Annotated in this window: 22 protein-coding genes; 7 read left to right on the forward strand and 15 right to left on the reverse strand. The window is 34.7% G+C overall.

What is annotated here, in order from left to right; genetic code table 11:
• Positions 1-133: 133 nt before the first annotated feature.
• From PC_RS08730 to PC_RS08750, 5 genes are all read right to left on the reverse strand, one after another.
• Positions 134-571: a hypothetical protein gene (locus tag PC_RS08730; RefSeq protein ID WP_011176366.1), complete on the reverse strand. Its 438-nt coding sequence runs from the start codon at positions 569-571 to the stop codon at positions 134-136.
• A gap of 249 nt (positions 572-820) precedes the next feature.
• Positions 821-2,188, reverse strand: coding sequence for a sodium:solute symporter family protein (locus PC_RS08735; protein ID WP_011176367.1), 1,368 nt, complete (start codon positions 2,186-2,188; stop codon positions 821-823).
• A gap of 443 nt (positions 2,189-2,631) precedes the next feature.
• Complete coding sequence (locus PC_RS08740; RefSeq protein WP_011176368.1) at positions 2,632-3,201, reverse strand: biotin transporter BioY; 570 nt, start codon at positions 3,199-3,201, stop codon at positions 2,632-2,634.
• Positions 3,202-3,399: 198 nt separating this feature from the next.
• Complete coding sequence (locus PC_RS08745) at positions 3,400-4,218, reverse strand: hypothetical protein (protein WP_011176369.1); 819 nt, start codon at positions 4,216-4,218, stop codon at positions 3,400-3,402.
• Positions 4,219-4,227: 9 nt separating this feature from the next.
• On the reverse strand, positions 4,228-5,880 hold the full coding sequence (locus PC_RS08750; protein WP_011176370.1) for a glycoside hydrolase family 3 protein: 1,653 nt from the start codon (positions 5,878-5,880) through the stop codon (positions 4,228-4,230).
• A 149-nt stretch (positions 5,881-6,029) separates the two neighbouring features.
• Between PC_RS08750 and PC_RS08755 the strand changes: the two genes are divergently transcribed.
• Positions 6,030-6,710 (forward strand): 2OG-Fe(II)-dependent halogenase WelO5 family protein, encoded by a 681-nt coding sequence (locus tag PC_RS08755; protein ID WP_011176371.1) that lies wholly within the window; start codon positions 6,030-6,032, stop codon positions 6,708-6,710.
• Between the two features lie 34 nt (positions 6,711-6,744).
• Here the strand turns inward: PC_RS08755 and PC_RS08760 are convergent, their stop codons facing one another.
• Both PC_RS08760 and PC_RS08765 read right to left on the reverse strand, forming a co-directional pair.
• Positions 6,745-7,953 (reverse strand): hypothetical protein, encoded by a 1,209-nt coding sequence (locus tag PC_RS08760; RefSeq protein ID WP_011176372.1) that lies wholly within the window; start codon positions 7,951-7,953, stop codon positions 6,745-6,747.
• A gap of 195 nt (positions 7,954-8,148) precedes the next feature.
• Entirely contained in the window at positions 8,149-9,084 is a 936-nt protein-coding gene (locus tag PC_RS08765; RefSeq protein ID WP_011176373.1) for a phosphatase domain-containing putative toxin, read from the reverse strand.
• 223 nt (positions 9,085-9,307) lie between these two features.
• Between PC_RS08765 and PC_RS08770 the strand changes: the two genes are divergently transcribed.
• From PC_RS08770 to ligD, 5 genes are all read left to right on the forward strand, one after another.
• The gene (locus tag PC_RS08770; protein ID WP_011176374.1) at positions 9,308-9,778 is read left to right on the forward strand and encodes a nucleoside deaminase; all 471 of its coding nucleotides are present in this window, start codon (positions 9,308-9,310) and stop codon (positions 9,776-9,778) included.
• Between the two features lie 7 nt (positions 9,779-9,785).
• On the forward strand, positions 9,786-10,640 hold the full coding sequence (locus tag PC_RS08775; RefSeq protein ID WP_011176375.1) for a glutaminyl-peptide cyclotransferase: 855 nt from the start codon (positions 9,786-9,788) through the stop codon (positions 10,638-10,640).
• Positions 10,637-11,314, forward strand: coding sequence for an O-methyltransferase (locus PC_RS08780; RefSeq protein ID WP_011176376.1), 678 nt, complete (start codon positions 10,637-10,639; stop codon positions 11,312-11,314). Before PC_RS08775 ends, PC_RS08780 begins: the two co-directional genes overlap by 4 nt.
• 397 nt (positions 11,315-11,711) lie before the next feature.
• Positions 11,712-13,091: a BTB/POZ domain-containing protein gene (locus tag PC_RS10130; protein WP_420885540.1), complete on the forward strand. Its 1,380-nt coding sequence runs from the start codon at positions 11,712-11,714 to the stop codon at positions 13,089-13,091.
• Positions 13,092-13,821: 730 nt separating this feature from the next.
• On the forward strand, positions 13,822-16,308 hold the full coding sequence (ligD, locus tag PC_RS08790; protein WP_011176378.1) for a DNA ligase D: 2,487 nt from the start codon (positions 13,822-13,824) through the stop codon (positions 16,306-16,308).
• Positions 16,309-16,338: 30 nt separating this feature from the next.
• Here the strand turns inward: ligD and PC_RS08795 are convergent, their stop codons facing one another.
• Positions 16,339-17,769: a DNA-3-methyladenine glycosylase 2 family protein gene (locus PC_RS08795; RefSeq protein WP_011176379.1), complete on the reverse strand. Its 1,431-nt coding sequence runs from the start codon at positions 17,767-17,769 to the stop codon at positions 16,339-16,341.
• A 170-nt stretch (positions 17,770-17,939) separates the two neighbouring features.
• Between PC_RS08795 and PC_RS08800 the strand changes: the two genes are divergently transcribed.
• On the forward strand, positions 17,940-18,461 hold the full coding sequence (locus PC_RS08800) for a methylated-DNA--[protein]-cysteine S-methyltransferase (protein WP_011176380.1): 522 nt from the start codon (positions 17,940-17,942) through the stop codon (positions 18,459-18,461).
• Between the two features lie 58 nt (positions 18,462-18,519).
• On the opposite strand, the gene PC_RS11505 is transcribed toward PC_RS08800, so the two are convergent.
• The 7 genes from PC_RS11505 to sdhB all read right to left on the reverse strand — a co-directional run bounded on the left by PC_RS11505 (position 18,520) and on the right by sdhB (position 26,006).
• Complete coding sequence (locus PC_RS11505) at positions 18,520-19,155, reverse strand: hypothetical protein (RefSeq protein ID WP_011176381.1); 636 nt, start codon at positions 19,153-19,155, stop codon at positions 18,520-18,522.
• Between the two features lie 267 nt (positions 19,156-19,422).
• Positions 19,423-19,839, reverse strand: a complete 417-nt coding sequence (locus PC_RS08810) for a DUF1761 domain-containing protein (protein WP_011176382.1) — start codon at positions 19,837-19,839, stop codon at positions 19,423-19,425.
• Positions 19,840-20,022: 183 nt separating this feature from the next.
• Entirely contained in the window at positions 20,023-20,742 is a 720-nt protein-coding gene (locus PC_RS08815) for a lipoate--protein ligase family protein (protein ID WP_044045240.1), read from the reverse strand.
• A 6-nt stretch (positions 20,743-20,748) separates the two neighbouring features.
• Entirely contained in the window at positions 20,749-22,626 is a 1,878-nt protein-coding gene (gene mnmG, locus PC_RS08820; protein ID WP_011176384.1) for a tRNA uridine-5-carboxymethylaminomethyl(34) synthesis enzyme MnmG, read from the reverse strand.
• Between the two features lie 227 nt (positions 22,627-22,853).
• Entirely contained in the window at positions 22,854-22,943 is a 90-nt protein-coding gene (locus PC_RS10700; RefSeq protein ID WP_075882539.1) for an AURKAIP1/COX24 domain-containing protein, read from the reverse strand.
• Positions 22,944-23,579: 636 nt separating this feature from the next.
• Positions 23,580-25,133: an ArnT family glycosyltransferase gene (locus PC_RS08825; protein WP_011176385.1), complete on the reverse strand. Its 1,554-nt coding sequence runs from the start codon at positions 25,131-25,133 to the stop codon at positions 23,580-23,582.
• A 102-nt stretch (positions 25,134-25,235) separates the two neighbouring features.
• Positions 25,236-26,006 carry a succinate dehydrogenase iron-sulfur subunit gene (sdhB, locus tag PC_RS08830; protein ID WP_042282006.1) on the reverse strand — a complete coding sequence of 257 codons (771 nt, stop codon included), beginning with the start codon at positions 26,004-26,006 and terminating at the stop codon, positions 25,236-25,238.
• Positions 26,007-26,022 lie beyond the last annotated feature (16 nt).

The raw sequence follows: 26,022 nt of genomic DNA on the forward strand, positions 1-26,022 counted from the left end.
TTTATCACTTATTATTCAGGGATAACGGCACATATAGACAAGGTAGCAGAAAGCAAATTATCTATCGATAGACTCTGAAAATAAAAAACTCATTTTTTAGCTTTGCTAAAGCGTTAAAAAAGATGTATTTTTCTTATCTTTTAGAATCTGCACGCCTTCTATCTTCTCGCCTTTGCTCATAAAGACGATCGTCTAATCGCTTATTTTGAAACATTTGATTGACGACTCGTTGTTGTTGTCGATTTGCAGCATCCATTCTTTGTTGAACGCGTTTTTGTTGACGTTGAGAAGCATCCACGTTGGCTTGTACTTTTAACTCTTCACGATGTAACTCATCCATCTTTTCTTGAATTCTTTGATCTTCCTGCCGTGCTTCATCAACTTGTTTTTGCACGCGTTTAACCTCTTCTTTTTTTTCTTGATCTCGTTTTTGTTGCCGCCACCATTCTTCTCTTTTTTCTTCCCATTTTTCATCATCAATTTTTTGCGATTGCGTTTCTGCAGATAAAGAGAAGAGAAAGCAACTGCTAAAGCAAAAAATAAACGTTCCCAATTTTTGTAAAAATACCATACGTTCCTCTTAGAATATCCTACCTTCAATTAGAGTTTCTCTTTTGATTTACAAAAACAAAAATTTTAACTTTCAGCAGGAAAATTTCCAATTCAGCTTATCCATACCTTCTTTTACAAGATATCTAATCACTTGTATAGGGAAATTTAACCGTCTCACAAATTTGTCGAGTGGTTAAGGTAAATTATTATCTAAGAAATAAATCTGGCTTCTAACCTTAAAAAGCCGAGAGAAAAAAGCCTCCCACGATTAAAAAACTTGAGATTTTACCTGCCTTTTATCCCAAAAAAAACCGAGACCCATTCCAATTGCAGACAAGCCAATGCTTGACATTTCTTTAAGAAAATTCATTTGTAAATCACGAAAAAGAAAAAATCCAATCGCACCAAATCCCATCGCTAAAAAAGCTGCAGATGAAGATCCTTTTTTATTAAACATAGCCGCAAAAACAGGTACAAATAAGCAATAAACAGATAGTTCGTAGCTTTGTATTAACAAATCAACAATTTCGCCAAAACCAAATGAGGCAAGAAATGCGGCCACCCCTATAGCCGTTGTTAATAATCTCGAAATTTTAACCCCATCCATTTTGTCTAAAGTGACAAAGTCAAAATCTTGGCTTAAATTCGAGCTGATTGCATTGAGAAGAGAAATGGCTGTTGAAATAATAGCCATCAGCACAGCACATCCTAAAAAAGCAGCAAAGGTGGGATTGGTGATTGTTTTAGAAACTTCTATAAAAACACTAGAATGACTGGGAATAGATAGACCCATTTGCTTTCCTAATACCCCAAAAAAAATAGGGATAATACTAATTCCAAATGTACAAATAGCCGCACAAGCCGCAGCTTTTGTGACAATGCTTGGGGATTTTGCTGCAAAACATCGTTGTGCCATATCTTGTTCTATGACCATAAAAAGTAGAGGCATTAATAGCCATCCACTGAGTTTAGATGCATAAGGGTCTCCCGCAAAAGCATCAAAACCATTTTTCCAAGAGAGTGCCCATGTAGATTCTTGGCTGATCAAAACAAAGAAAAAACCTCCAACAAACACACAGATAAAAAATAATGCTTGAATAATATCAATGGAAACAACTGCTTTCAAACCACCCATCACGGTATAAATAATAATTAAACCCCAAAAAGCCATAAAAAACACAGGTTGGTCGACACCCATACTGACCATGAATTTTTTAGAAGCAATGACTTGTGCAACTAAAATCATAAAGAGGGAAACTATGGAAAGAAGAGAGGCTATTTGTTTTAAAAATTTCGATTGATAGACAATCTCAAATAGTTGAGCAACAGTAGAAACTTGAAACTGAGCCATTTTTTTTCCAATTCCCATTGCCAATAAAACAAACCCTAAGCATGATCCGAGAGGATATAATAACACTCCCCAACCATAACGGTATGCCTCTTCTGCCGACCCTAAAATCAATCCTCCTCCAATTTGGGTGGCAATAAAAGTCATCAATAAAGGAAAAAAATAAACATCTTTTCCTGCTAAAAAATAATCTTGTTGATTTTTTAAATTTTGTGTGGCTTTTTTCCCTGCTAAGAAACAGATAATTTGGATAATCACCACAAGACTAATAAAAATAGACGTATTCATTTGGTGCCTGTCATAAAAAAACTTGTATAGAATAAGAACTTTAAAAATTTACAAGTAGGTTTTTTAAATCTATTTTTAAATTTTTACGCTTTCAAAAACATTTAAAATTTGAATGGAAAATTTTAATTAACAAAACAAATAAGATTCACAAGAATTTTAATGAAAACAAGGGTGGGAATGATGAAGAAAAATTAAAGAAGAAGGATTAATTAACGGCCTAAAACGGGATAGATTATTTCGTTGCATATAACATCCTTAATTTAAAATTTCTCTTTTTTTATTATTTATAATAGACGCTAAAATAAAAACCACAATAAATTTATTTTATAATAGCGTATTATTTAGAGTCAACGATACATTGCTCAATTTCTAGGAAATAAACGACCCACAACCTTTTTTATTTCAACTAAATAAGAAAGACTTGAAGGGTCCCAATTTTATTATCAAATAGACTTTCTTAAAGTTTTAAGGGATATACAAAGTAAGAAAATTTTTAAAATTTCACCCCCGATAAAAGGATAAAATCCCATCATTATCACATTTTTCCAACCCACAAAAGGAGCTAAGCCTAATACTCCAATCGCAAGTTGCGTAATACAAGCCACAAAACCCATTAAAGCGAGAAACTGAATTTGATGTTTTTTCATTTTTTCTACAGCCCATCCCATTAAATAAACTTGGGCAAGAAATCCAAAAATATACCCAGCTTTAGGACCAAAGAAAACCAGAGGATTCATTTCGAAATTAGATAAAACTGGCATGCCAACCGCTATTTCAGCAAAGTAAGCTAAAATCGCCCATACCCCATTTCTCTTTCCTAGTGTGACTCCAATTATCATCACTGCTAGCGTTTGCATTGTTAATGGAATCGGCGTAAATGGAAGTGCAATTTTTATTTGAGCACAGAGAGCAAGAAAAAAAGAAGCTGCTAACACTTGAAAAGCAACACTCCAATTTTTAATTAGGGAATTAGTTGATTCATCAACGTGGCTAAGATCTACAGAGTTGGCCATTTTATACCTATGAGGGTTCAAAATTTAAACTAGAGATAACCCATGATAAAAAATAAATTCTCAATTAATGTTTGAATTTATCACTTTATTTCTGAGATTACATATTAAGTGCTTCTATAATAAACAAACTCCAGGATAGTCGTCAATAGACTTCTTAAAAAACATTTTTTTATACGATTCTAGTTTAGAAAAAAGATTTTATTTTAGTGAAACTTGTAAATAAGAATCAATTCGATTACACCAACCTTTTAACCAGCGCTGCTCACCTCTTGCAATGGGAGCATTTTGAACTCTTAATTTGAGTATCTCTTTTGCGGCACATACAAATTCTTCAATAGCAACTTTTCCCTGTTCGCTTCCTTGCATTCTTTCCAATACTTGCAATAATCCCCACCCTTGCCCTTGGTAGCATTCCTGAAAAGAAATTCCCTCTCCTTTAAAATTGAGATAATCAAGAAGGACAAACAATCCATTAGAAGTTTGAGCTAAACGATGAAATTGTTTAGAGATTTGATCTTGTTTTTCAAGTTTTGCATGTTTAAGTAAAATAGGAAGAGCATAAGAAAGCCTTTCAACCATAAAACAAATTTGCAAATCAATGTGATCGACTAATAATTGACGAAATTCTTTCATTTTAGTGCTTTCTTGGGCATCCAAAAAGACTTGACGTGTTTGCCAAGGGCATCCTTGCGCTATCTTTAACCATTCGGGTAAAAGGATTCCGTGCTTTTGTAAGTAAATTAATAAAGAAGGAAACATTTCTTTAAAAGGACCTTGTTTCCCCGGTGGATACCAGATGAAATGACCTATTCCAACTGATGCAAATTCCTCTCCTTTATTCCAACTTGTAAGACCTTCTTGCTTAGCCCCACATTCGTTTTTCCAAATTAGCATTCCCATTTTTTGGGCTTCATCAGGATTAATTGAAAAAGCAGGATTGATGACTACTGCCAAACCAGAACAATTAAAAGAGATGAGAAACATTAAAAGTAATAGACGCAACAATACTTTTTTCATTTTCTCCTTTTATTCTTCAAAAATTGTCATTAAATATTCTTTAGCACATTGAAGTGAAACCGCGCAAGGACTGTAAGTATATAGAGTCACATCTGCCAAATCATGTTGGATATTGGAATCGGCAACAACGACAGCGATCATTTCGCTATTTTTATGAGCTTTAATAAAGTTGAAGAAATCTAAATGATTCGGATATTTTTTATGATTGTAAAAAAAGAATACACAAACATTAATTTCTTGACACTTTTCCAAAACGGTTTGAAATTCTTTTAAATTGGCGTCAAACAAAATGACTTGCACATTTTGATTAGGTGTTAACCAATCTGTTTTTTCTAATTCTTCTTTTAAAATGTCAGGTGCAATTAAAGTAACCCTTGGATTCTGAAATGAAATTTTTAAATCCTCATTTAGATTATGCAAGGCTTTTTCTGCAATGTTTTTTGCCAAAGCTTGATTTTTTTGAAGGGAAAGTTCTCTTCTCCTCAATTGTAAATCATCTTCTTCTGATTGAAAAAGATGATAGGATTCCTTAAGAGCAAGAATCCTTTTTACCGAGATATCAATTCTCGCTTCAGAAATAAGATTTTGTCTAACTGCATTAACAAGAAATTGGTGAATTTTTAAAACGTCTTTAGCTTCCAACTCAAACTCGCTAGATTCATTTAAAAGTCGTTTACCTCCTAGCAGTAAGAGATCATGTCCTGCTTGTAAGCTTTTTAAAGCAGCTTGTTCTACAGTTTTGCCATCTTGCAATACCCCTTGCATTACAAGCGAATCTGTTAAAATGATTCCTTTTTCTCCGATCTCTTTTCTTAGAACATCAATCGCAGATTTCGAAAATGTTACGCAATTCAAAGCATCAAGTGCAGGAACAAGCAAATGAGCAGTCATGACAACAGGTGTTTGAGAAGCGAGGGCTTTAAAGGGAACAAGTTCGACTTTTTCTAATTCAACAAGCGTTTTGTTAACGATAGGCAAAGTATGATGCGAATCAGAGTTTGTATCACCATGGCCAGGAAAATGCTTTAGAGTTGCAATCAATCCAGCCTTGTTAAATCCTTCAACTACTTTTGAACCAAATCGAACAATTTCATCTGGACAAGTACTAAAAGAGCGAATCCCAATGACTGGATTACAAGGTTGAGTGTTGACATCTATAACAGGAGCCAAATTCATATTGATTCCCATCGCTAGAAGTTCATTTGCTGACGCACTCGCATACTCAAAGGCTAATTGAGGATCCTTCGTTTGACCTAAAGCATAGTTACCAGGAAAAAGAGTCATCCCTTTGGTTAAACGATTGACAACCCCCCCTTCTTGATCCACTGAAATTAATAAAGGGATTTTATTTTTTTTTTGAAATGCCGCAGCTTGTAAATGGGCGCTTAAATGTTGTATTTGAAGAGGAGAGTTTAAACCATTTGACCATGGATAATAAATAACTCCTCCTACATGGGCTTCATATATCATTTGAAGAGCTTCTTTATTACAATCTTCCCCTCGAAAATGAACGATTAATAATTGACCAATTTTTTCTTCTAAAGTTAAATCTTCAAGCTTAGGAACAGTATTTTCTGCCTTTAATGAAACAAACAAAAAAAATAATAATAATAAATTTTTTTTGTAAATGAATGGAAACTTTTTTGAAATGATAGTAAACATAAAAAAGACCTAAAGAAGAAAAATAATCCTTATACCAGATATTGGAAAAAACAAACAATTCGTGTCTCTCTAAAAATCTTCTTATTAGTCGTAAAAATTTATTCAGAATGGTCTCTAGATATTTAGATTAATTCTACAAAGGAAACCTTATGCTGTTACCTATCCCTGTTTTAAATTCAACAGAAACAGAAGCTATACTACATAAAATTGAAAAATTGCGTTTTTTTTGGAACAAAAGGCAAGAACGTTTTTACACCTTGGGTGCTGCCCTTTATTTAGATAAAAACATCGAACTTACAGTTTACGATAAAAAAATTGAATCTAATAATCTTTTTCTCATGCTTCATTTTTCAGACTTATATGATCGAATCTTAGACATCTTAAAAAAAGAATTAAAAAGCGACGTGATGTATGAGTCTTCTCTTGCACTCCCGGGTTTTCATATTTTTTTATCTTGCCCGGAATTTGTTAAACAAGGTGGCAAAATCCATTTCGATCTTCAATTTAAACAAGCAAATTGGAGCCATTACAAAGAAGTAGATTGGTCTAACCCTTTAAGTTTTACTTTAGCTCTTGCCTTACCTCAACAAGGAGGTGGACTAAATTATTGGGATAAACCCTACGATCCGCAAGATCTTTTAAATCCAGCGCAAGCTGTTAAAGACATTCCAAGCCATTATATAGAATATGAGGTTGGAAAAATGGTCTTACATAACGGTTTGCTTATTCACCAAATTGCTCCAGCCAAAGGATTTAATGAGTCTGATTGTCGCATCACTTTACAAGGACATGCGATCCGGGCAGATGGAACTTGGCGAATTTATTGGTAATTAAAAAACTTTTCTAGCCTGTGGCTGTATTGAATTAATTAACCACTCTTTCACCATTGCCTTTTTGCAACATTCGTTTTGCTTTTTCTAATTGGTGACGAATCGCTTTGTCTCCGAATACTTTTCGGATTTTTTTCTGAAAATCCTCCTCATTTAAATCCCCTAAAAATCCATTTAAAGAGTCTAGTAACAAAATCTGATCATTGTTAAAGCCCAAAGTTATCCAAGCATGGGCTCCGATCACTCGATTATCTTTGACAAGCTCGTCACGCATAATTTGAACCTTGCCAGTGAAACCAATATCAGGATGAGTTTGAATAAATTTATCTAAAAAGAAAGCAGCCACTAGCGAATGATGCCGGCAGACCCCTACTTGATTAACAATAAATACATCAATAGGAATACAAGGTTGGGAGTTGATTTTATATATAGCAGCATCATTTTGAGAATTGGCTACTAGCTTGTTAATTCTCTCATTCGCCAATGAATCTTTAGGAAAGACAATAGTGGACATAAAATAATTTGTGAGTATCAAAAGCTCTTTAGGAGAAAGATTAGGCTTACCTTTAGCTCGCATAAACTTCATAATCAATTGTTCAAATTGATTGTATTTGTCATTGAGTGCAGGAGAATTTTGAGGATCTAATAAAATCATTTCTCTGCTTGCAGATGAACCACAGGAAACAAGAGGTTTTTCAGGTTCTGCAAATTGAGTGACTTCTGAAGTCACAACTTGATAAGTCACTCCATCGATTTGAAGCTGATTTTCAGTTTGTTTATAGCCTGGAATATGAGCTAAATGACCTTGCATTAGTTGAGTACGTTTATTTAATGTTTCTACACCCCATTGAAATAAATCGGGATTAATCGACGCAAGTTTCCTTTGCAAGTCTGCATTATTTGGTGAAGCAACATGGGGAGAGCCTTCCATCCGGTGCTTAAATAATTGGTCAAGCATGATAATAAGGTGATCATGTTTGTAAATAGACACCTTCCACCTTTTACACATTCTATTCCATTCGTCCTCTCCAGCAATTTTACTTATTTTAATTCGGTGCAAATCTTGATGCTTTTGAATAAAATACTCATTGATTTTCTGAATATTAGTAAAGCTGATAGAAAAAAAATGCCGGATCTGTCGAAATTGTAATAATCCTATTTTGTCACATAATGCAGCGAATTTAACCACAAAGCTATTTTTTTCTGCCGATGTAGCTATAGCTAATAAATCATAATAATCCATAAATCAAACTCTATTAATAATTAATTGTTATTATATATATTATAAAAAATTAAAATTAAAAAGATTTAAATATTTTTCTTATTTATAGTTAATATTTTTTAAAAAGATATTTACACAAAAAATTTTCAGGCGAACTAGAAATTGAATAAATTTAAATTTTTTTTGAGATGTTTCAATATTTTGACTTAGAAGTAATTAGTTAGAAGAAGAAGTCTGATAGGCAACTAATTGTTTTTGATGAACCCAATCAGACCAAGTCATTTCAAAATTGGGAACCTCCCGGCAATAAGTATAAAAAGCTCGAATAAACTCGATACGATCTTTGGCAGGTTTTTGTTTATAAGTTTCATTTTTTTCGGCTTGAACAAGATCTGCTCCACCTAACAATGTTTGTCTAGACAAAATATCATTTAATCCGACAGTTTGAGCATTATGCATTATATCATATAAAGTCATAAAGGTTGTTGTACGCCCTTTTCCTCCTTTACAATGTAAATGAATCCAAGAATCGGCAGGAAGGCTTAGAACAATTTCAATAAATTGATCAACAACAGAATCAACCGGTCGATGATGGTCCGTGATTGGCAAACGAATATATGTATAGCCAAAAGATTCTACTAATTCTTTCTCTGTCTTCACTTCTCTAACAAAAAATTTTTGAAAATTCTCGCCTAAATCTTTTGATAAATCAACAATAATAGATCCTTTTTGAGCTGTTAATTTCAATCGTTTTTGCTCATCTAGTTCGATTTGACGAAGAGTTTTACCCACATTGCCATAGTTTAAGCCATCAGTCCAACTGATAGGTGTTCCATCGATAAAACCATGTGATTCTTCTCTTAAATCAAGAACAAACGCTTTCCCCTTGATTTCTTGAGACATGTTTTTTAAATCTTCTTGAGAAAATTGCCCACTACCAGATAAATGAAGTTGAGTCAAACCTTTTAAATTAGCATAATTTCCAACCAATTGAGAAATTTGCTTTGTGCTTCTCCATTTTTTTGGTAAGTGATTTTCAGAATTTAAAGGAGCGTCAACAATGGGAAATAAAGTTGGTTGGTGTTGATAGAGAAATGACTGCGCTACTACCCCTAAGCTAAATAGAAAGAGCAAAATATATATATTTTTCATTATGTAACTTTTGTTTAATCTCTATTTTTACTTTTAGATATAAGAAAAACCAATATTTTAAACTTAATCAAATACTATTGTAAATTAACAGCTGTTAATCAAATATTGATTAAAAATATGTTAAAATATCATTAAGAAAATGTCTAAATATAGAGGAATAGAGAGAACCTTAGTCAAACTAAGGATTTTCATCATTAATTTTTTTTAATTCGAGAATGAAGATATGTTTGATTATATGAGGCGTGCTATTGAAAGTGCTTATGAAGGAATTGATAAAGATGAGGGTGGTCCATTTGGAGCTTGTATTGTCGACAAACAAGGCCAAATACTAGCTGTCACACATAATACTGTGTTGAAAGATCAGGATCCAACTTGCCATGCAGAAATGAATTGTATTCGCGAAGCTGCTCGTCGTTTAAAGACTCACATTTTATCAGGATATACATTATTTACGACCGCAGAACCATGTCCCATGTGCTTGGCAGCTATTTATTGGGCTCGAATTGAAAAAGTGTACATAGGTGTAAAAAAAGAGTGTGCTGCCCGTTATGGATTTGACGACGCTTTTTTTTACGAACAATTATTACTACCCCCGGAAAAAAGAGAGGTTCTAGCTACATTTGATCCAGATTCTTCAAAACAATGTGAAGAAATTTTTGTTAAATGGCATTCATTAAACAGGCGGCTCTATTAAAAACGATATGAAAACAGATGAAATTACCATTTCACATCCTAAAAATAGAGAGGTAAACAAAACAAAACAAATAAATTTTTATATTAAAAAATTTTTAATTATTTTAGTTCTATTATGGAAATTTTCTCTATACAGCTTTGATAATCAAAAAGTTGAAACATTAAATCTAGTCATTGTTCAAACCTACCCACACGATACAAATGCGTTTACCCAAGGGTTAGTATTCTATCAAAATAAACTATATGAAAGCACAGGGCTTTACGGACAATCTTGTTTAAAAGAAATAAATCCTTCAACAGGAAAAACAACTCAAAAGTATTTGCTTCCTCGTCACCTGTTTGCAGAAGGTATTACTTTAAACCATCAAGAACTTATCCAATTGACTTGGAAAGAAGGAATTGCTCTTATTTATCAAATAAATCCTATTCGTTTAATACGGCAAATCAATTATGAAGGAGAGGGTTGGGGTCTTTGCCATGATAAAGAAGATGATTTTTTTTATATGAGTAATGGATCTTCTGAACTCTTGAAACGTCATCCCCGGGATTTTACCATTGAAAAAACAATCACAGTTACCTGGAATGGACAACCCGTGAAGTTTTTGAATGATCTCATCTGCGTGGAAAAATATATTTATGCAAATGTCTGGAATACAGATTATATCATCCGATTAGATAAAGAGACAGGCATCGTCAATGGTATCATTAATGCCTCTCAATTATTACCTAAAAAAATCAAACAAAGTCTTGGATACGAATCCGTTTTAAATGGCATTGCTTACAATGAGTTAACCCGCACATTTTACTTAACTGGAAAATTATGGCCTTACTTATATGAAGTTAAATTTGAGTCTGTTCCATGAATAAAAATCATCCAAATCCTGAAGAGTTAAGAGAGTATTTAGACAGACGGTTTGGACAAGAAGATGCGGTCTTACATCACATACGTCAAAACTCGGTTATTAAAGGCCTTCCTTCCATTCAAATTCCTATTTATCTAGGTAAGCTTCTTCATTTTTTAGCCTCGACTCTGCAAGCTAAACATATTTTAGAGATTGGCACATTGGGTGGATATAGTACAGTTTGGTTAGCTCGAGCATTACCAGAAACAGGATATATGATTTCACTCGAAGCCAACCCCCAGTATTGCCAAATTGCCCAAGAACATCTCCATAAAGCTGAGTTAAGTCACCTCGTTAAAATTCGGCAAGGCTATGCGGTAGATTTATTAGCTCAAATTGCAACGGAGAATTTAGCCTCTTTCGACTTTGTATTCATTGATGCAGATAAAGAAAACAATGTCCTTTATTTAGATTGGGCTATTCATTTATCTCAACCTGGTTCATTGATTTTAATTGATAATCTCATCCCGAAAGGTAAGCATGTCGGTTACCCAAATCACGAAGAAGCTCAAACCATTTATGCTTTTAATGATTATTTGGCTGTTCATCCAAAACTTGAAACAGTCCTCATTCCCACTCTTGTGCGAGAAGGAAGATTAGACGGTCTGGCTCTTGCTCGTGTCAAAAAGTCCTAAACATTCTAATAATTACACTTCTTTTTTGGTGTGCTATTTAATAAAATTAATCTGAAATTTGGATTTTTAGGTAGCCTTTAATAATAGGCGATGTTGTTCTGCTAAGTTAATGGATGGCTTTTTAGGTTGGTTTGGCATTTCTATGGTGTGTCTATTTAATCTAATAAATATTTTTTTAATGGATTATTTACTGTGAAAGTTCTTTCGAAATACCCCCCCTTGTCAACAACTAGCTTCCCAAAAATCCCTTTCGGCAAGGTTTCGGCAACGGAAGACATTAGCAGCATTTACAAAGTTAAGCTGAAAAGCCAAAATTTAGGTTACTCTTGCAATGATTTTTAGCTATATGTAATTTTGTTAAAATATCTATAAATTAAAATTTATTTAACTCATTTGGATGGTCATTTTGAATATTTCTAACCTAAGTTATAGTTATCCTGTCAATGCAACGGCCCCTTCTGACTATCAATCTCAAGAAGTTAGCGATCCTCCTAGAGATGAAGTTAACTCCTTAGCCAATTCTTTGGATAATCTAGAAAAAACTAGTGCACCAACGATTCAAGTTCCCGATCTTTCATCTTCATCTGAAGAACTTCAACTGAGCTTTCAAGAGGGAACTTCTCTAACTATTTCTCGTTCTCAGTTAGCTATGTTAAGGGAAAAATCCCTTTATTTTAAGACTCTTTGGTCAGGGAATTTTCAAGAAACCCTTCAACATCCTCTCGCTTTGACACAAAAAAACTTTACGCTTCTGCTCAATTGCCTGACGGATGCTAACGTTAAAGTTCCTTTGGAAGAGATCCCTTCTTTCATTCAACTAGCCGATTATTATGAACTAACAGAAGTGGTAAAAAACTTAGAAGAGCAGTTAATTGATGGGTACAAATCACAAAGACTTGAACCCTTTAGCTCGACTAAAGAAAGTTTAGTTGGATTAAAAGAGCTTTTAAATTTTGCGCAGCAATATCGATTAAACCCTTTGAAAAACTATTTAGAATTGAACGTTGTGAGCGCATTATTGAACCAGAGTTCTCAGTTAACGGAATTTGAAGAAATTTTAAAGTATTTCTCGAATGAGATAGAAGCACTCAATTTTTCAAACAATGCTGACTTAACAGATGCTCATCTCTTAGCTTTAAAAAATTGTAAAAATTTAAAAGTGCTTGATCTCCAAGAATGCTGGAATTTTACAGATGCAGGGTTAGCGCATTTGACACCCTTAACGGCTTTGCAGCATCTAGATTTAACGGGATGTTTCAGAGTCACGGACACCGGATTAGCGCATTTGTCCCCCTTAGTCGCTTTACAGCATTTGAATCTGATTGGTTGTGATCTCACGGATGCAGGATTAGTGCATTTGAAACCCTTAATCGCTTTAAAACATCTAGATTTAATGCGATGTTGGAATCTTACCGATGCAGGACTAGCGCACTTGAGGCCATTAGTAGCTTTGCAACATTTAAATCTGACAAATTGTGAAAATATCACAGACGTTGGATTAGCACATTTGACACCCTTAGTCGCTTTAAAACATCTAGATTTAATGCAATGCTGGAAACTTACCGGTAATGGATTAGCGCGTTTGAGGTCCTTAGTAGCTTTACAGCATTTAAATTTGAGTGGATGCTCTTACCTTACTGATGCAGGATTAGCGCATTTGAGGCCCTTAGTCGCTTTGCAGCATCTAGATCTGGCTAATTGCTATGAGCTCACCGATGCTGGATTAGCGCATTTTAAATTCTTAGCAGCTACAACACATTTGGATCTGCGTTGGTAAACTCTCAATGATGCTAGATACAAGAATATTGTTCGCTTTTCCAAAGCAAATAATATTCTAGAATTTCTAGTACTAAGCAATGAGTAAAACATGTAATCGTAATGAGCAAATTGAATTCCTATTTTGCTAGATTAGAAACAGCTGTCTACGAGTTTTAAATGCTTGTAATACCACATTTAACCTATTTTCCTTCTTTAAAGAAGTAATCGAGACTATATTGTTCTAAAAATGCAACAAAATGCCTTAGCTTTCGCTTCTATCTTCTTCTTTTCATTTAGAAAGAAAATCAAAGACTTATAGTCTTTTAAGGAAAACGCAAAAAAATCTAAAAATTATGTATTGGAAAATTTGTTTTACATAATCGAGAATATATTGCTATCGTTAAGCCTTACGAGAATTTGTTGGTATTAAATCCATTGCGCTATTTGAATGAAATGAAAACCCTATAGTTTTACATATTTTAGAAAGCGGGATAAATACGAATAAAGAAGTCGCAATAGCCCCGAAACTCATCGCTCGATCAACTCATTTCCCATTTTCATCCCGAAGACTATTAGGATAACGTATACAAAGGAACTTAGAGACATTATTGCAGATAAAGTCAAAGGAAAGAAAAGATCACACAAAAAAAACTAAACATTACTTACTCCTGACAAAGATATCAGGGTAATGTTGAAAGAAAATTTAGAGACTCATCAATAAAAGGGGCTTAAATAATTTTGGAGGTGATATGGAATTAAAAAAGTACCTTAGTAAAAGAAATTTTAACGAGACAACTGAACCACACGAAAAGACTAAAGAACATTCCTCTCAAAGCCTTTTGTTCGTCGTGCAAATGCACAACGCCTCTCATTTACATTATGACTTCCGATTAGAATTAGACGGGGTTCTTAAAAGTTGGGCTATTCCTAAAGGGCCCTCTCTCAATCCCAATGATAAACGTTTAGCCATTCAAGTTGAAGATCATCCTTATTCTTATCATAATTTTGAGGGAACTATTCCAAAAGGAAATTATGGAGCAGGAGAAGTTATCGTTTGGGATAAAGGTAATTATTCAGCTCTAGGAGCAAAGTCCCAAAAAGAGTCCGAACAATTCATAAGACAAGGTTTAAAAAAAGGACATTTAAAATTTGTTTTAAATGGGCACAAACTTAAAGGCGAATTTTCTCTTATTCGATTTCAAGGCGATGACAAGCAATGGTTACTCATTAAGAAAAGTGATGTGTATGCTTCTCAAGTATCCATTCTCGAAAAAAATGAATCTGTTTTGTCTCAACGAATCATTTCTCTAGATCCAAAAAAAACTGGTAAAAATCCCAAAAAAACGCGTAATTCGATCCTTATTCAAAAAGAAATCCAAAAAACGACCATGCCACAAATAATCAAACCCATGCTTGCCACTTTGGTCGATAAACCTTTTGACCATCCCGACTGGCTATTTGAAATTAAGTGGGATGGATACAGGGCGCTAGCTCAAATTCACAACCAATCCGTTTTTTTATGGTCTCGTAACCATCTTTCATTTAACTCACGATTTGATCCGATTGTAAAAGCCTTAAATGAAATGACAGTCGATGCTTATTTAGATGGAGAAATTGTCGTTTTAAATGAAAATGGACAACCGAGCTTTCAACTCGTTCAAAATTACCTAAAAAATCAAGAAGGATTTTTAGTTTACTACGTGTTCGATCTTCTCTACCTAAAAAATAACGATTTACGAGAATTAACCCTTTTACAGCGGAAAGAGCTGCTCAAACAAATTCTACCAAAAAATTCCCGCATTCGTTTTTGTGAACATTTGATTCAAGAAGGAAAAGCCTTTTTTAAAGTGGCTTCTCAAGCTGGATTTGAAGGAATTGTAGCTAAAAGAATTGATAGCACCTACCAATCCACGCGCAGTAAAAAATGGCTAAAAATTAAAACTCATCAAAGACAAGAAGCAATTATTTGTGGCTTCACAACTCCGAGAGGTTCCAGAGAGCATTTCGGATCTCTACTTTTAGGAGTCTACAAAGATAATGAATTGCTTTATGTGGGCCATACAGGCAGTGGATTCGATCAAAAATCGTTAACTTATGTGCGTGACCTCTTAAAACCTCAAGAAACCTGCCCTTTTTCTTTTCCTCCCAAACTCCATCAACCAACCACGTGGGTAAAACCTGAGCTAGTTTGCGAAATCCAATTTGCTGAATGGACAAAAGAAAAAATCATGAGACAAGCGATTTTTATTGATCTTCGCGAAGATAAAAAAAAACAAGAAGTTGTGCTAGAAGAGGAAGTAAAAGTCAAAAAAATTTTACAAGAAACTTCTCCCATTTCTAAACAACAAAAAATAAAACCTAGCATCCATACGGAATTATCTTTTACGCATTTAGATAAAATTTATTGGCCCCAAGAAGGATATACAAAAGGAGATTTGCTTGAGTACTATCGATCGATATCTCCTTTAATTTTGCCCTATTTAAAAGATCGGCCAGAAACGCTCCATCGTTATCCAAATGGAATTGGTCAGCCTGGTTTTTATCAAAAAGATCTCCTTCATGCACCCAATTGGGTTCAAATAGAAACCATCTCTCACGAAGAAAGAGAGGTACACTATATTATCATCAATGATGAGCAAAGTTTACTCTATGTAATCAATTTAGGATGTATTGAATTAAATCCCTTTAATGTTCGAAGGCAATCTTTGCATTATCCAGATTATTTAATCCTTGATTTGGATCCTGAAGGCATTTCATTTGATTATGTCATTGAAGTCGCTCAAGGAATTCACCACATCTTGGATCCGCTAGACATCCCTCACGTGTGCAAAACCTCTGGGGCTACCGGACTCCATATTTATATTCCGATGGGGACTCGTTATACTTTTGAAGAAACCACACAATTTGGCAAATTGATCGCTCACTTAGCTCATGAAAAAATGCCAGATCTCACTTCTTTAGAAAGAAACCCTAAAAATAGACAAAACAAAGTCTACCTTGATTATTTACAAAACAATTTTGGGCAAACTGTCGTTGCTCCTTATTCCGTTCGTCCCAAACCTGAAGCCCCTATCTCTACCCCTTTGTCATGGAAAGAAGTGAAAGTTGGTCTTCGCCCAACAGATTTTACTATAAAAAATTGTTTAAAAAGATTTCAAAAAGTAGGTGATTTATTCAAACCAATTCTTGGTAAAGGAATAAATTTGGAAAAAATTCTCAAACAACTAGATGATTAATTAAAGTTCGTTAAATTTGAATCAGCTATTTTAGTCCTTTTTTTGCCACAGGTACAACGTTGCATAGCTGCGCCACGGACGCCACACTTGTGATAATTTCTCCGCTTGCTTCGCCGTTACTTTGCCAAGTTTTTTGCGCAATGCCACATCTTCTTTTGGAAACGCATCAGGCCATTGGAGAGCTCGTAAAGCAATATAATGAGCCGTCCATTGGCCAATCCCTGCTATCGATGTTAATTGTTTAATTGTCAATCTCAGATTAACGCCTGCTTCTAATTTAAGAGTATTTGATGACATTTGTTTGGCTAATTCAATTATTGTTTGAGCTCTTGCACGAATAATTCCAATAGTCGCAATTTCTTCCCACTTTAAAGAAGAAATGCGTTGAGAACTTGGACATAAATAATGCAACTCTGCAAAGGGAGTTTTAAATTCCTCACCAAATGCTTTTACAAATCGACTAGCGAGTGTAGTGGCTGCTTTGACAGTAATTTGTTGCCCTAAAATAGCTCTAAATGCTAGCTCAAATCCGTCAAATGTTCCAGGAACTCTCAAACCTGGATTTTTTGCCACTTCTTCTGCCAAAAAGGGATCTTGCTCAAGTTGGACAGAAATTTTATCAGGCCTAGCATTTAAATCAAAAAAATTGCGAATTCGCTCTAATAATATCGCTAGCACAGGAACTAAAGAAGAAGCAATTTTGACTCTTAGGCAATGTTTATCCTCTACATGAGAAACGTGAATCCAGCCTTTATACTCTCTAATCTGTACAGTACGTAAATAACAATTATTTTTAACTAGCTCTATCCCCTTTAAAGAACGAATAGATAAAAAATTTAAAAAACCTATCCAATCATAGGGGGGACGATAATTCAATTGCAGCGTAATGTATGCGGAAGGAAAAAAAGTTTTCTTTCGTTGACCTTCTTTTTTTAATTGGTTGGGAGGCATGCGATAATGCTTTTTAAAAGCATCATTGAAACGACGCAGGCTAGAAAATCCACTAGCAAAAGCAATATCTATCACACTCAAATCGGTATCCGTCAATAACTGCTTTGCTAAAAGTAACCGGCGAGTTAATAATAATTGAATAGGTGAGACACCAAATTCTTTCTGAATGACACGCCGAATTTGACGAGAACTTAAATTGAATTTTAAGGCAATATCTTCAAGTCCTAATTCATCGAACAACCCTTCTTGCATAGAAGAAATCAAAAGATTGGCAATGCGATGAGCATCATCCACTGGGGACTGACCCGGTGCTAGCTCTGGGCGACAGCGTAAACAAGGTCGAAAAAATTCTTTTTCAGCTTCCCCTGTACTTTTGAAAAAGCGACAATTTGATTCTTTTGGTCTTCTCGCAGGACAAATACACCGACAGTAAATTCCAGTAGAAAGGACTCCCACATAAAAAATCCCATCAAAACGTGCATCGCGGGAAAGATAAGCTTTGAAATACATTTGTTGTTCTATCTTCATCTTTTTTATGGTAAAAGATTTTCAGAAAATTTTCTAGCCACTTTCGGACATTAAAGTTAGGAAAGGGTTAAAAGATTTGATGACCTAAACTGGCGAGTCTTAAAGTATAAAATTAGATATGCTTGTTAGAACATAAAAGAGAGGGATAAAACATGCATAACAAACATGTAGAGCAGATATTTTTTTCTATCGGTAATTCTAGCTTTGGACAAGTCATTGTTGCTCAAAGCCAAGTAGGGCTTTGCGCAGTTATTCTAGGGGAAAATCCTGCAGAACTTCAATTACTCCTTCAAGCTCGTTTTCCTCAAGCTCATTTAATTCATGATGATTACAAAACAAAAAACATACTTTCTCAAATTATTGAGTTAATGGAAAATCCTCTCAAAAAAATAGACTTTACTTTGGATGAAAGAGGAACCCTCTTTCAAAGATCTGTCTGGAAAGCCTTAAGAGAAATTCCAATTGGAACAACATCTAGCTATGCAGAAATTGCAAAAAAAATTAGCTCGCCAAAAGCTGTTCGTGCTGTAGGAGGAGCTTGTGCGGCTAATCCTTTAGCTCTTGTGACACCTTGCCATCGAGTTATTAGAAAAGACGGAAACTTATCTGGGTATCGGTGGGGAATTGAACGCAAGTTGCAATATCTTCAATTGGAAAGTAAATTAAAAAAATAAAAAAGTCGCTTAAAAGAATATCCCTTAAGCGACTAAATTTAGAAGAAAACAATATCTTTTAAAAAGAAAATATAGAGCTTAAAATACCCTTCTTAGAAAATTTTTTGCTCGGTGTTGTTTTTTTAGTACTGCTCCTCTTAGTGGCTGAGCTTTTTTTTGCTGTTGCTGTTACAACTTTTCTCGCCGGTGCTTTTTTAGAAGCCGTTTTTGCCGACGTTTTTTTAGTTGCTGTCGTTTTCTTGATTGTATTAGTACGAGGAGAAGTTGTTGTCGATTTTTTAGCTGGTGCTGCTTTCTTTGCGGGAGATACCTTTTTTACAGGGGCACTTTTTTTAGCTGGTGCTGCTTTCTTAACTGCCGGACTTTTTTTTGTAAGAGCAGGCTTTTTAGCTGCAGAAGTTGTTGCTTTCTTTACAGCTGGTTTTTTAGCTGCTGTGGCTCCTTTTGCTGTTGTCGCTGTTGCCTTTTTGGTAGCCGTTTTAGCTGTTGCACTTTTTTTAGCCGTTGCTGCTTTTGATGAACTTGATTTTTTCGCCCCACCTTTTAAGCCGCCACCAGTTAACTTGTTAACTGTAGCCCAAGCGCGTTTTTCCGCCTCTTTGTCACTCACACCACGCTTTTCATAGCTTTCTTCAATATGTTCTGCTTGTTTTTTTTGTTTATTCGTATAACTTGATTTATCACCTTGAACCATAACATCACTCCTTTGTTTTGTTATTCTATTGTCATTAAAATATTTTTTAGAAATTCATGCAAATTGATTCTCGCAAAAAACATTTTAAATTAATTTTTCCGATGAATTTTAAATCCCATTTATAAAAAGAAATACAAAGTTTAGAATTTTGGCTAATTGTTACTTGAGTTTTGGAAAGTATTAAGCAACCTATCTATATTATTTATAGGTGATAAAATAGCCCAATTATAAGCTAACCAAAATCATTTTAAACAAACAATTTTTAAATCAATGTACAATTGAAATGAGCGACCCTATTAATAAAAATCCAAATAACATAAAACCTGCATGAACGAAAAAACTTTTTAAGGTTTTTCTATCCCAAAGTACCGGTGAAAAATGCGTTGTCGCCACAAAACCAAACCAAATCCAGATAACAACGACAATCTTTTCTAAAAAATCTTTCGCTTGCGTGATTTGTATAAAGACAGCCAAAGTGTAAGCTATAAAAAAAGAAATTAATAATTCTCCGATATAAGCTAATGCAAGCGATGTTTGTTTAATCGGTGGATTAATAACTCCTTCGTACCGTTTAGAACGTTGCCCAAACATAGCTGGAGAATACCAAATAGTTCCTAATATAAAATAGGCCATTGCCGCAAAAAAAATAGTGGTATAATTTATAGAAATATTTTCTAAAAACATATTTTTCTCCTGATTAGATTTTTTTAATTATTTATAAAGTTTAGGTTATTAATCTTTAGAAGCGATGGCTTCTTTAATTCTTATTTAATCTAATTGCAAAAGCAGGTCAATAGACTTTTAATCCTTAATGAAAACTATTTAGGATTAATAGTAAAAAGGGAAACATTTTTTATGATAAAAAATTCATAAAAAATCTAAAAAAATCTCTTGAGTTATGTGACGATGAGGAATTTGAGATATTTCTTTTAAATCATTAATGGAGCAATGTTTTAAAGAAAACTTCTGTTCGAGTCTATTCAAGAGTTGATCTTGGAACTTTGATTGATCGGAACAAAAATCTTTTAACGAACAAAGGAAATCTAAATGGGATCGATCTTTCCGATAATGGGGTCTTTTTTTAGGAAGAGATAAATATTGCATTTTATCATAGCAAAAGTCCCAAAGCAACGAACTATGATGTAACCACCGATTTTTAGTAATCGATTGCGCATTACCTCCAAATTTCCTTAGGCCCATAACATAATCGTTTTCTTTTAACTGAAATGGGTGAGTTGGGAAAATAGGACGGTAAAATTCTTCTGTCCATTGCATAATATGTTGAGGGAAAGGAGAAATAGATAATTGTGAAGCATGACAAATAAAGGTGACAAAAATGGTATTTTCATCCACAACCACTGTTCCTCCTCCACTAAAACGACGAATCAAAGGAATTGGGTTTTGATAGAAATAATTTAAATTAATCAACTCATCAACACGCCCAGAAATCCCTAGAACAACAGCTGGCGGTGAGCCTTGATTAATTAAACACCAGTTGTCGTGTTTTGTACGTAGTAAAGCTTCTTCCCATTTTAACTGAGTTAAAATAGGAACGTTTTTTAACTGCACAACATTACATTCAAGCATGACCTCTTATGCCTCGGAACAATCAGATGTTAGCCGTTCTTTTTCTATTGGCTCTTGATACCGCGTAAGAGCAATCATTAAAATCGAAATATCTGCAGGAGAAACTCCTGAAATGCGTAAAGCTTGGCCTAAATGGCGTGGAGCGATCTGGTTCAATTTTTGCTTTGCTTCGTTACGCAAACCGTTTACAGTTGAAAAATCAAACCCTATCGGAATTTGAATTTTCTCCACATGCGCCAATTTTGCCACTTCACTTGTTTGGCGATCGATATAACCCGCATATTTTAAATTTAATTCAATTTGAAAATTAATTTCTTCTCCAAAATTTTGCATCACATCTGGATATTCTTTTAGCAAGGAAGCATATGTATTTTCGGGTCGGCATAATAATTGAGTTAATGTATATCCCTTATTAGATACTTGCTTAAATGTTTTTGCTAAACGTTCGCTTTCTTCCTCCATGATTCTTTGCTTTTCTTTTACCCGATCATAACGCGTTTGATCGACTAATCCCACTTCATAGCCATAGCGTCTTAAACGAAGATCGGCATTGTCTTGCCGAAGTAATAAACGATGCTCTGCACGACTTGTAAACATTCGGTAAGGTTCATCTAAACCTTTTGTGACTAGATCATCGATCATCACTCCTATATATGCTTCCGAACGTTTTAAAATTAGGGGGGCTTTACCCATCACTTTATTCGCAGCGTTAATTCCTGCCATTAATCCCTGGCCGGCAGCTTCTTCATAACCAGACGTTCCATTAATTTGGCCAGCTAAGAAAAGGCCTCCAATTTTTTTACATTCGAGAGAAAAATCAATTTGACCACTTATAACATAATCATATTCAATTGCGTAAGCAGGTCTCATGATTTCAGCATGACGAAGTGCAGGGATACTTTTGATAAATGCCAATTGTACATCAAAGGGTAATGAAGAAGAGACTCCATTGACGTAAACTTCTTGGGTTTGGAGTCCTTCAGGCTCCAAAAAAATTTGATGGCGTTCTTTATCCGAAAAACGAACAACCTTATCTTCAATGGAAGGGCAATAACGAGGTCCCACTCCTTTGATTTTGCCTGAATACATAGGAGAGCGATGAATGTTGGATAAAATAATTTGTTTTGTTTCTTCTGTCGTATAAGTAATGTAGCAAGACACTTGCGGCAAACGAGGAATTCCCTCATTATCGTAAGAAAATTTGACTCCCGGATCACCCGGCTGTTCTTCTGTGCAACTAAAGTCAATGGATCGTTTATTGATTCTAGGAGGAGTTCCCGTCTTTAATCGACCTAATTTCAAACCATATTTTTCTAAGCTAGCTGACATACCTACTGAAGGCTGGTCTCCAGCTCTACCCCCCGAATAATTTGTTTCACCAATATGTAAAAGGCCTCTTAAAAATGTCCCAGAAGAAAGAACAATCGCTTGGCAATCATAACTAATTCCTTCTTTCGTAATCACGCCACAAATATGATCGTTTTCAATTAACAAATCTTCAATTGTGCCTTGCTTGATATCCAAGTTAGAGACTCGCTCCATACGGTGTTTCATCTCACTTTGATAAGCAAGTTTGTCGGCTTGCGCGCGAGGTGCCCAAACGGCAGGGCCTTTAGTCGCATTTAACATGCGATATTGGATCCCAGTGACATCAATCACTTTACCCATTTCCCCACCCAATGCATCGATTTCTCTAACGATATGTCCTTTAGCGATTCCTCCTACAGCAGGATTACAACTCATTTTGGCTATTGTATCCAAATTCATTGTGAGTAATAAAGTTCTCAACCCCATTCGTGCAGATGCCAATGCTGCTTCGCAGCCTGCATGCCCTCCACCAATAACAATTACATCATAACGAACAGGAAATTTCCAAAGCATCATTCAAAACACTCATTTAATTAATATTTAAATCCAAAATTTTAAAATAAAAACTCAAGTTTTACAAAATAAATTAATCAATTTAATAAATTTGTATTAGTTGGAGTTATAGATAAGATAAAAAGAAGTTATAGAACTTAGGATGGAGTTAGTAGAACTTGCAAGCTTAAGATAAATTTAAGCTTGCAAGTGGTGATTAAATTTTTCTCTGAGGTCTATTAGAAAAAAATCTATCTTCCTTTGTGCCGATCACGCCGGCTACGCTTCTTACGCTTGTGTTTCGCAATTTTGTATTTGCGCTTCTTTTTAACAGAAGACATATCCTCTCCAATGCTTATTCATATTAGCCCTAAGTCCTGAGTTTATTTAATTGATTAACAATCAAAGTGTTTCCCAATTAAATAAACTCAAAACTGAGATTGTCATTTGCTTAACTTTGTAAACATGGAACTAGTTTAGAAAAAAGAGGATAAAATGTAAAGATTAAGAATTTGAAACAAAAGTCTAATTGAAACACACTAGATTAAGCATCTTCTCTACTTATCCCCTTTTCGATGACCGTAGTTAATAATGAACCTCTAAACTATTCTCTCTCAAACTTAGCATTTAAAAACAAGTTTATATAAAGTGCTCGGAAAACGTAATTTAAGGTTATTCTGGAACATAATGAATTATCAAAAAAGAAAACACCGCTGAGAGGGACTTGAATTGGCTCGATCAACACGTTTTGTTAACGTGGGTCCGTTTCCTAATGGTTTTGCTTTAAATTGCGTACAATTCAAGCGGTACCATTAGCGTCATGGTCCCTTAAAAAAAATAAATATCGTTGATTGGCTTAATATTCAAATATCCCAATCAGCGGTGAAAAAAATGGCTGAAATCTCAAACTTTGAGCTAAATCACTTACAAATTCATAATAACCCATTTTTGCTTTTTTCGACTATAAACTTATCAGTTTAAAAAATTTGTGTTGAGGGAAGAGGGTTTGATTTACAGTCAGTGCATCTAAAAATAAAAACACCTTTCACAACTTTTTGATTCTCATAAAGAAGGGGAAAAAGACCCATAAGTTCTACATGCTTGAAATAGTTTTTTAATTCATTTTGATAAAAGTCTAACTTTTTTTTCCAATCACGCTCTAAATAAGGTTGGTTCTCCATCCAGATGAAGTAACCAGTTTTTCCTGCATAGTCATCCACCATGCTTGGCCAATACGAAAACTGATTTTGACGAGCATGATGAAGGTTAAGAAAATAGGCTCTTTGTTGCAGAGGGCCATAAAAACTTAAGATGCTGGTTGTCTGATATTTATCGCTAACTAAAAAGTCGGTTAAAGGGTTATATTTGGCTTCTAATAATGATTGTTCTAACTGGTCCCAACCCATATTGTGTTTGAAAGGGTTCCACTTATACGTCATAAAAATAGGCCGCCATTGAGATTGGTAAAACAGTGGAAAAGAAAAAAGAGACAAAACTAAGCATCCTGCAGTAGCTACTCCTAATTTCAACCATTTCTCGTGGCGACTTCCTTCGCAAGCAAAACCTGCTAACCAAACAATTGCTGTCGGATACGCAAAAACAATCCAATTTCCCTGAATTTTTTGAAAAAGTGACAGGCCTAAAGCACACGCTAAGCATATTAATGAAAGTCCTCCACAAAATAACAGAGTTTTTTTAAAACTTGTGTGGATAAGAGGCATAGGCTTCATTTTTTTTGCTTGATAAAACCAACTATAAAGTAACAATCCAAACAAAATTGGTGAGATTAACAGAGCTTGAATCACTAAGAATTCAAAAAAATTCCCGCCTGTTGCACCATGCCCACCTTGAAGAGTAGAGAAAACATGACGGAAGGTTGCCCAATCATGAGAAATATTCCACCAAAAACTTGGTAAAAGACCCATTAGAGAAACACAAATCCCACTTACAAGCCTTGTCAAAGAAAGTTGAGGAAACCAAAGATATTGACTGATGAGAAAAAATACCCAAAAAAAATAGATGGGCCATTTAAATAAAGCTCCAGCCATTAAACATAAACCAACCAAAAAAGGAGAAGGGCTAAGATTTTTCCGCAAAGCTCTCACAACAATTATGCATGCTAATGTCCAAAAAATTAAGCACCCTCCATCCGTAATGGCAAGAAAAGATCCTAACAAACCGATAGGAGAAAAAGCCATGACAATTCCACTCCAAAAGGCTGTTCTAGGCTTTAATCCAGCTTCTAACGCTAAAACAAATACTAAATAAGTCTGTAAAAATGACCATATTAAAGAAAAAAAACGAATTCCTAATTCTGTTTGCCCCCACAACTGTGTCCCTAACCAAATTTGCCAAGCAACGCCAGGGGGTTTACTGTAGTAACCCCAATCAAGCTTTTGGCTCCAAGTCCAATATTGAGCTTCGTCAGGTCCCAATCCCACCCCACCCCAAATAATAAATCCGACGATGAAGCAGGTTTTTGCAATTAAAACCCAGATTAAGCGTTTAAAATAATAGGTATGAAGGGACATTATATCCTATAGAATTAAAAAAATTAAATTTAATATAATAACAAATTATTAATTGACAGTCATTAGTATTTTAACTTTAATTAATAATTATTAAATGAATGGTTAGTCTTGTCTATCAGGAAAACTAAAAAGATCTTCAATTGCTTGTTTTGTGACATCGCGACTAATTGTTGCAATAGAATCTGTTAAGGGAATGTCTTTTGGACAAACCCTCACGCAGTTTTGATTATTTCCACAATCATTCACTCCCCCTTCCTGCATCAAAGGCCTTAAACGCTTTTCTTTTTGCGTTTTTCCAATCGGGTTTGCATTAAATAAGCGGACTTGCGAAATTGCCGCAGGGCCTATAAACGGAGAATGCATGTTAACTTGAGGACAGGCTTCGGAGCAACAGCCGCAAGTCATGCAGGTTGCTAAAGAATACATCACTTTTTGCTTTTCTGGACCAATATTTGGTCCTGGACCTTGCTGGTAGGTTCCGTCGACATCAATCCATGCATGCACTTTTTTTAAATTTTCAAACATGCGACTACGATCTACAATCAAATCTCTCACTAAAGGAAATTTGGTCAGAGGCGCTAAAGTAATAATCAAATTCTTTGTTTCATTCAAAATTGGTTCAATAAGAGCTGTGCAAGCTTGCCGAGGATAAGCATTGATAAGCATTGAACAAGACCCGCAAACTTCTTCTAAACAACCTGACTCCCATACGACAGGTTTGACTTTTTCCCCTTTAATATTGATAGGGTTGCGTTGGATTTCCATTAATGAAGAAATCACATTCGCATAAGGAATTAAAGCAAGTTCAAATTCTTCCCAATATTGAGATCCCGGTTCTCCCCGATATATTTTTAAAATGTATGTTCGAACCATCAAAAATCTCCTAGGT

The sequence above is a fragment of the Candidatus Protochlamydia amoebophila UWE25 genome, assembly GCF_000011565.2.
Lineage (GTDB): Bacteria > Chlamydiota > Chlamydiia > Chlamydiales > Parachlamydiaceae > Protochlamydia > Protochlamydia amoebophila.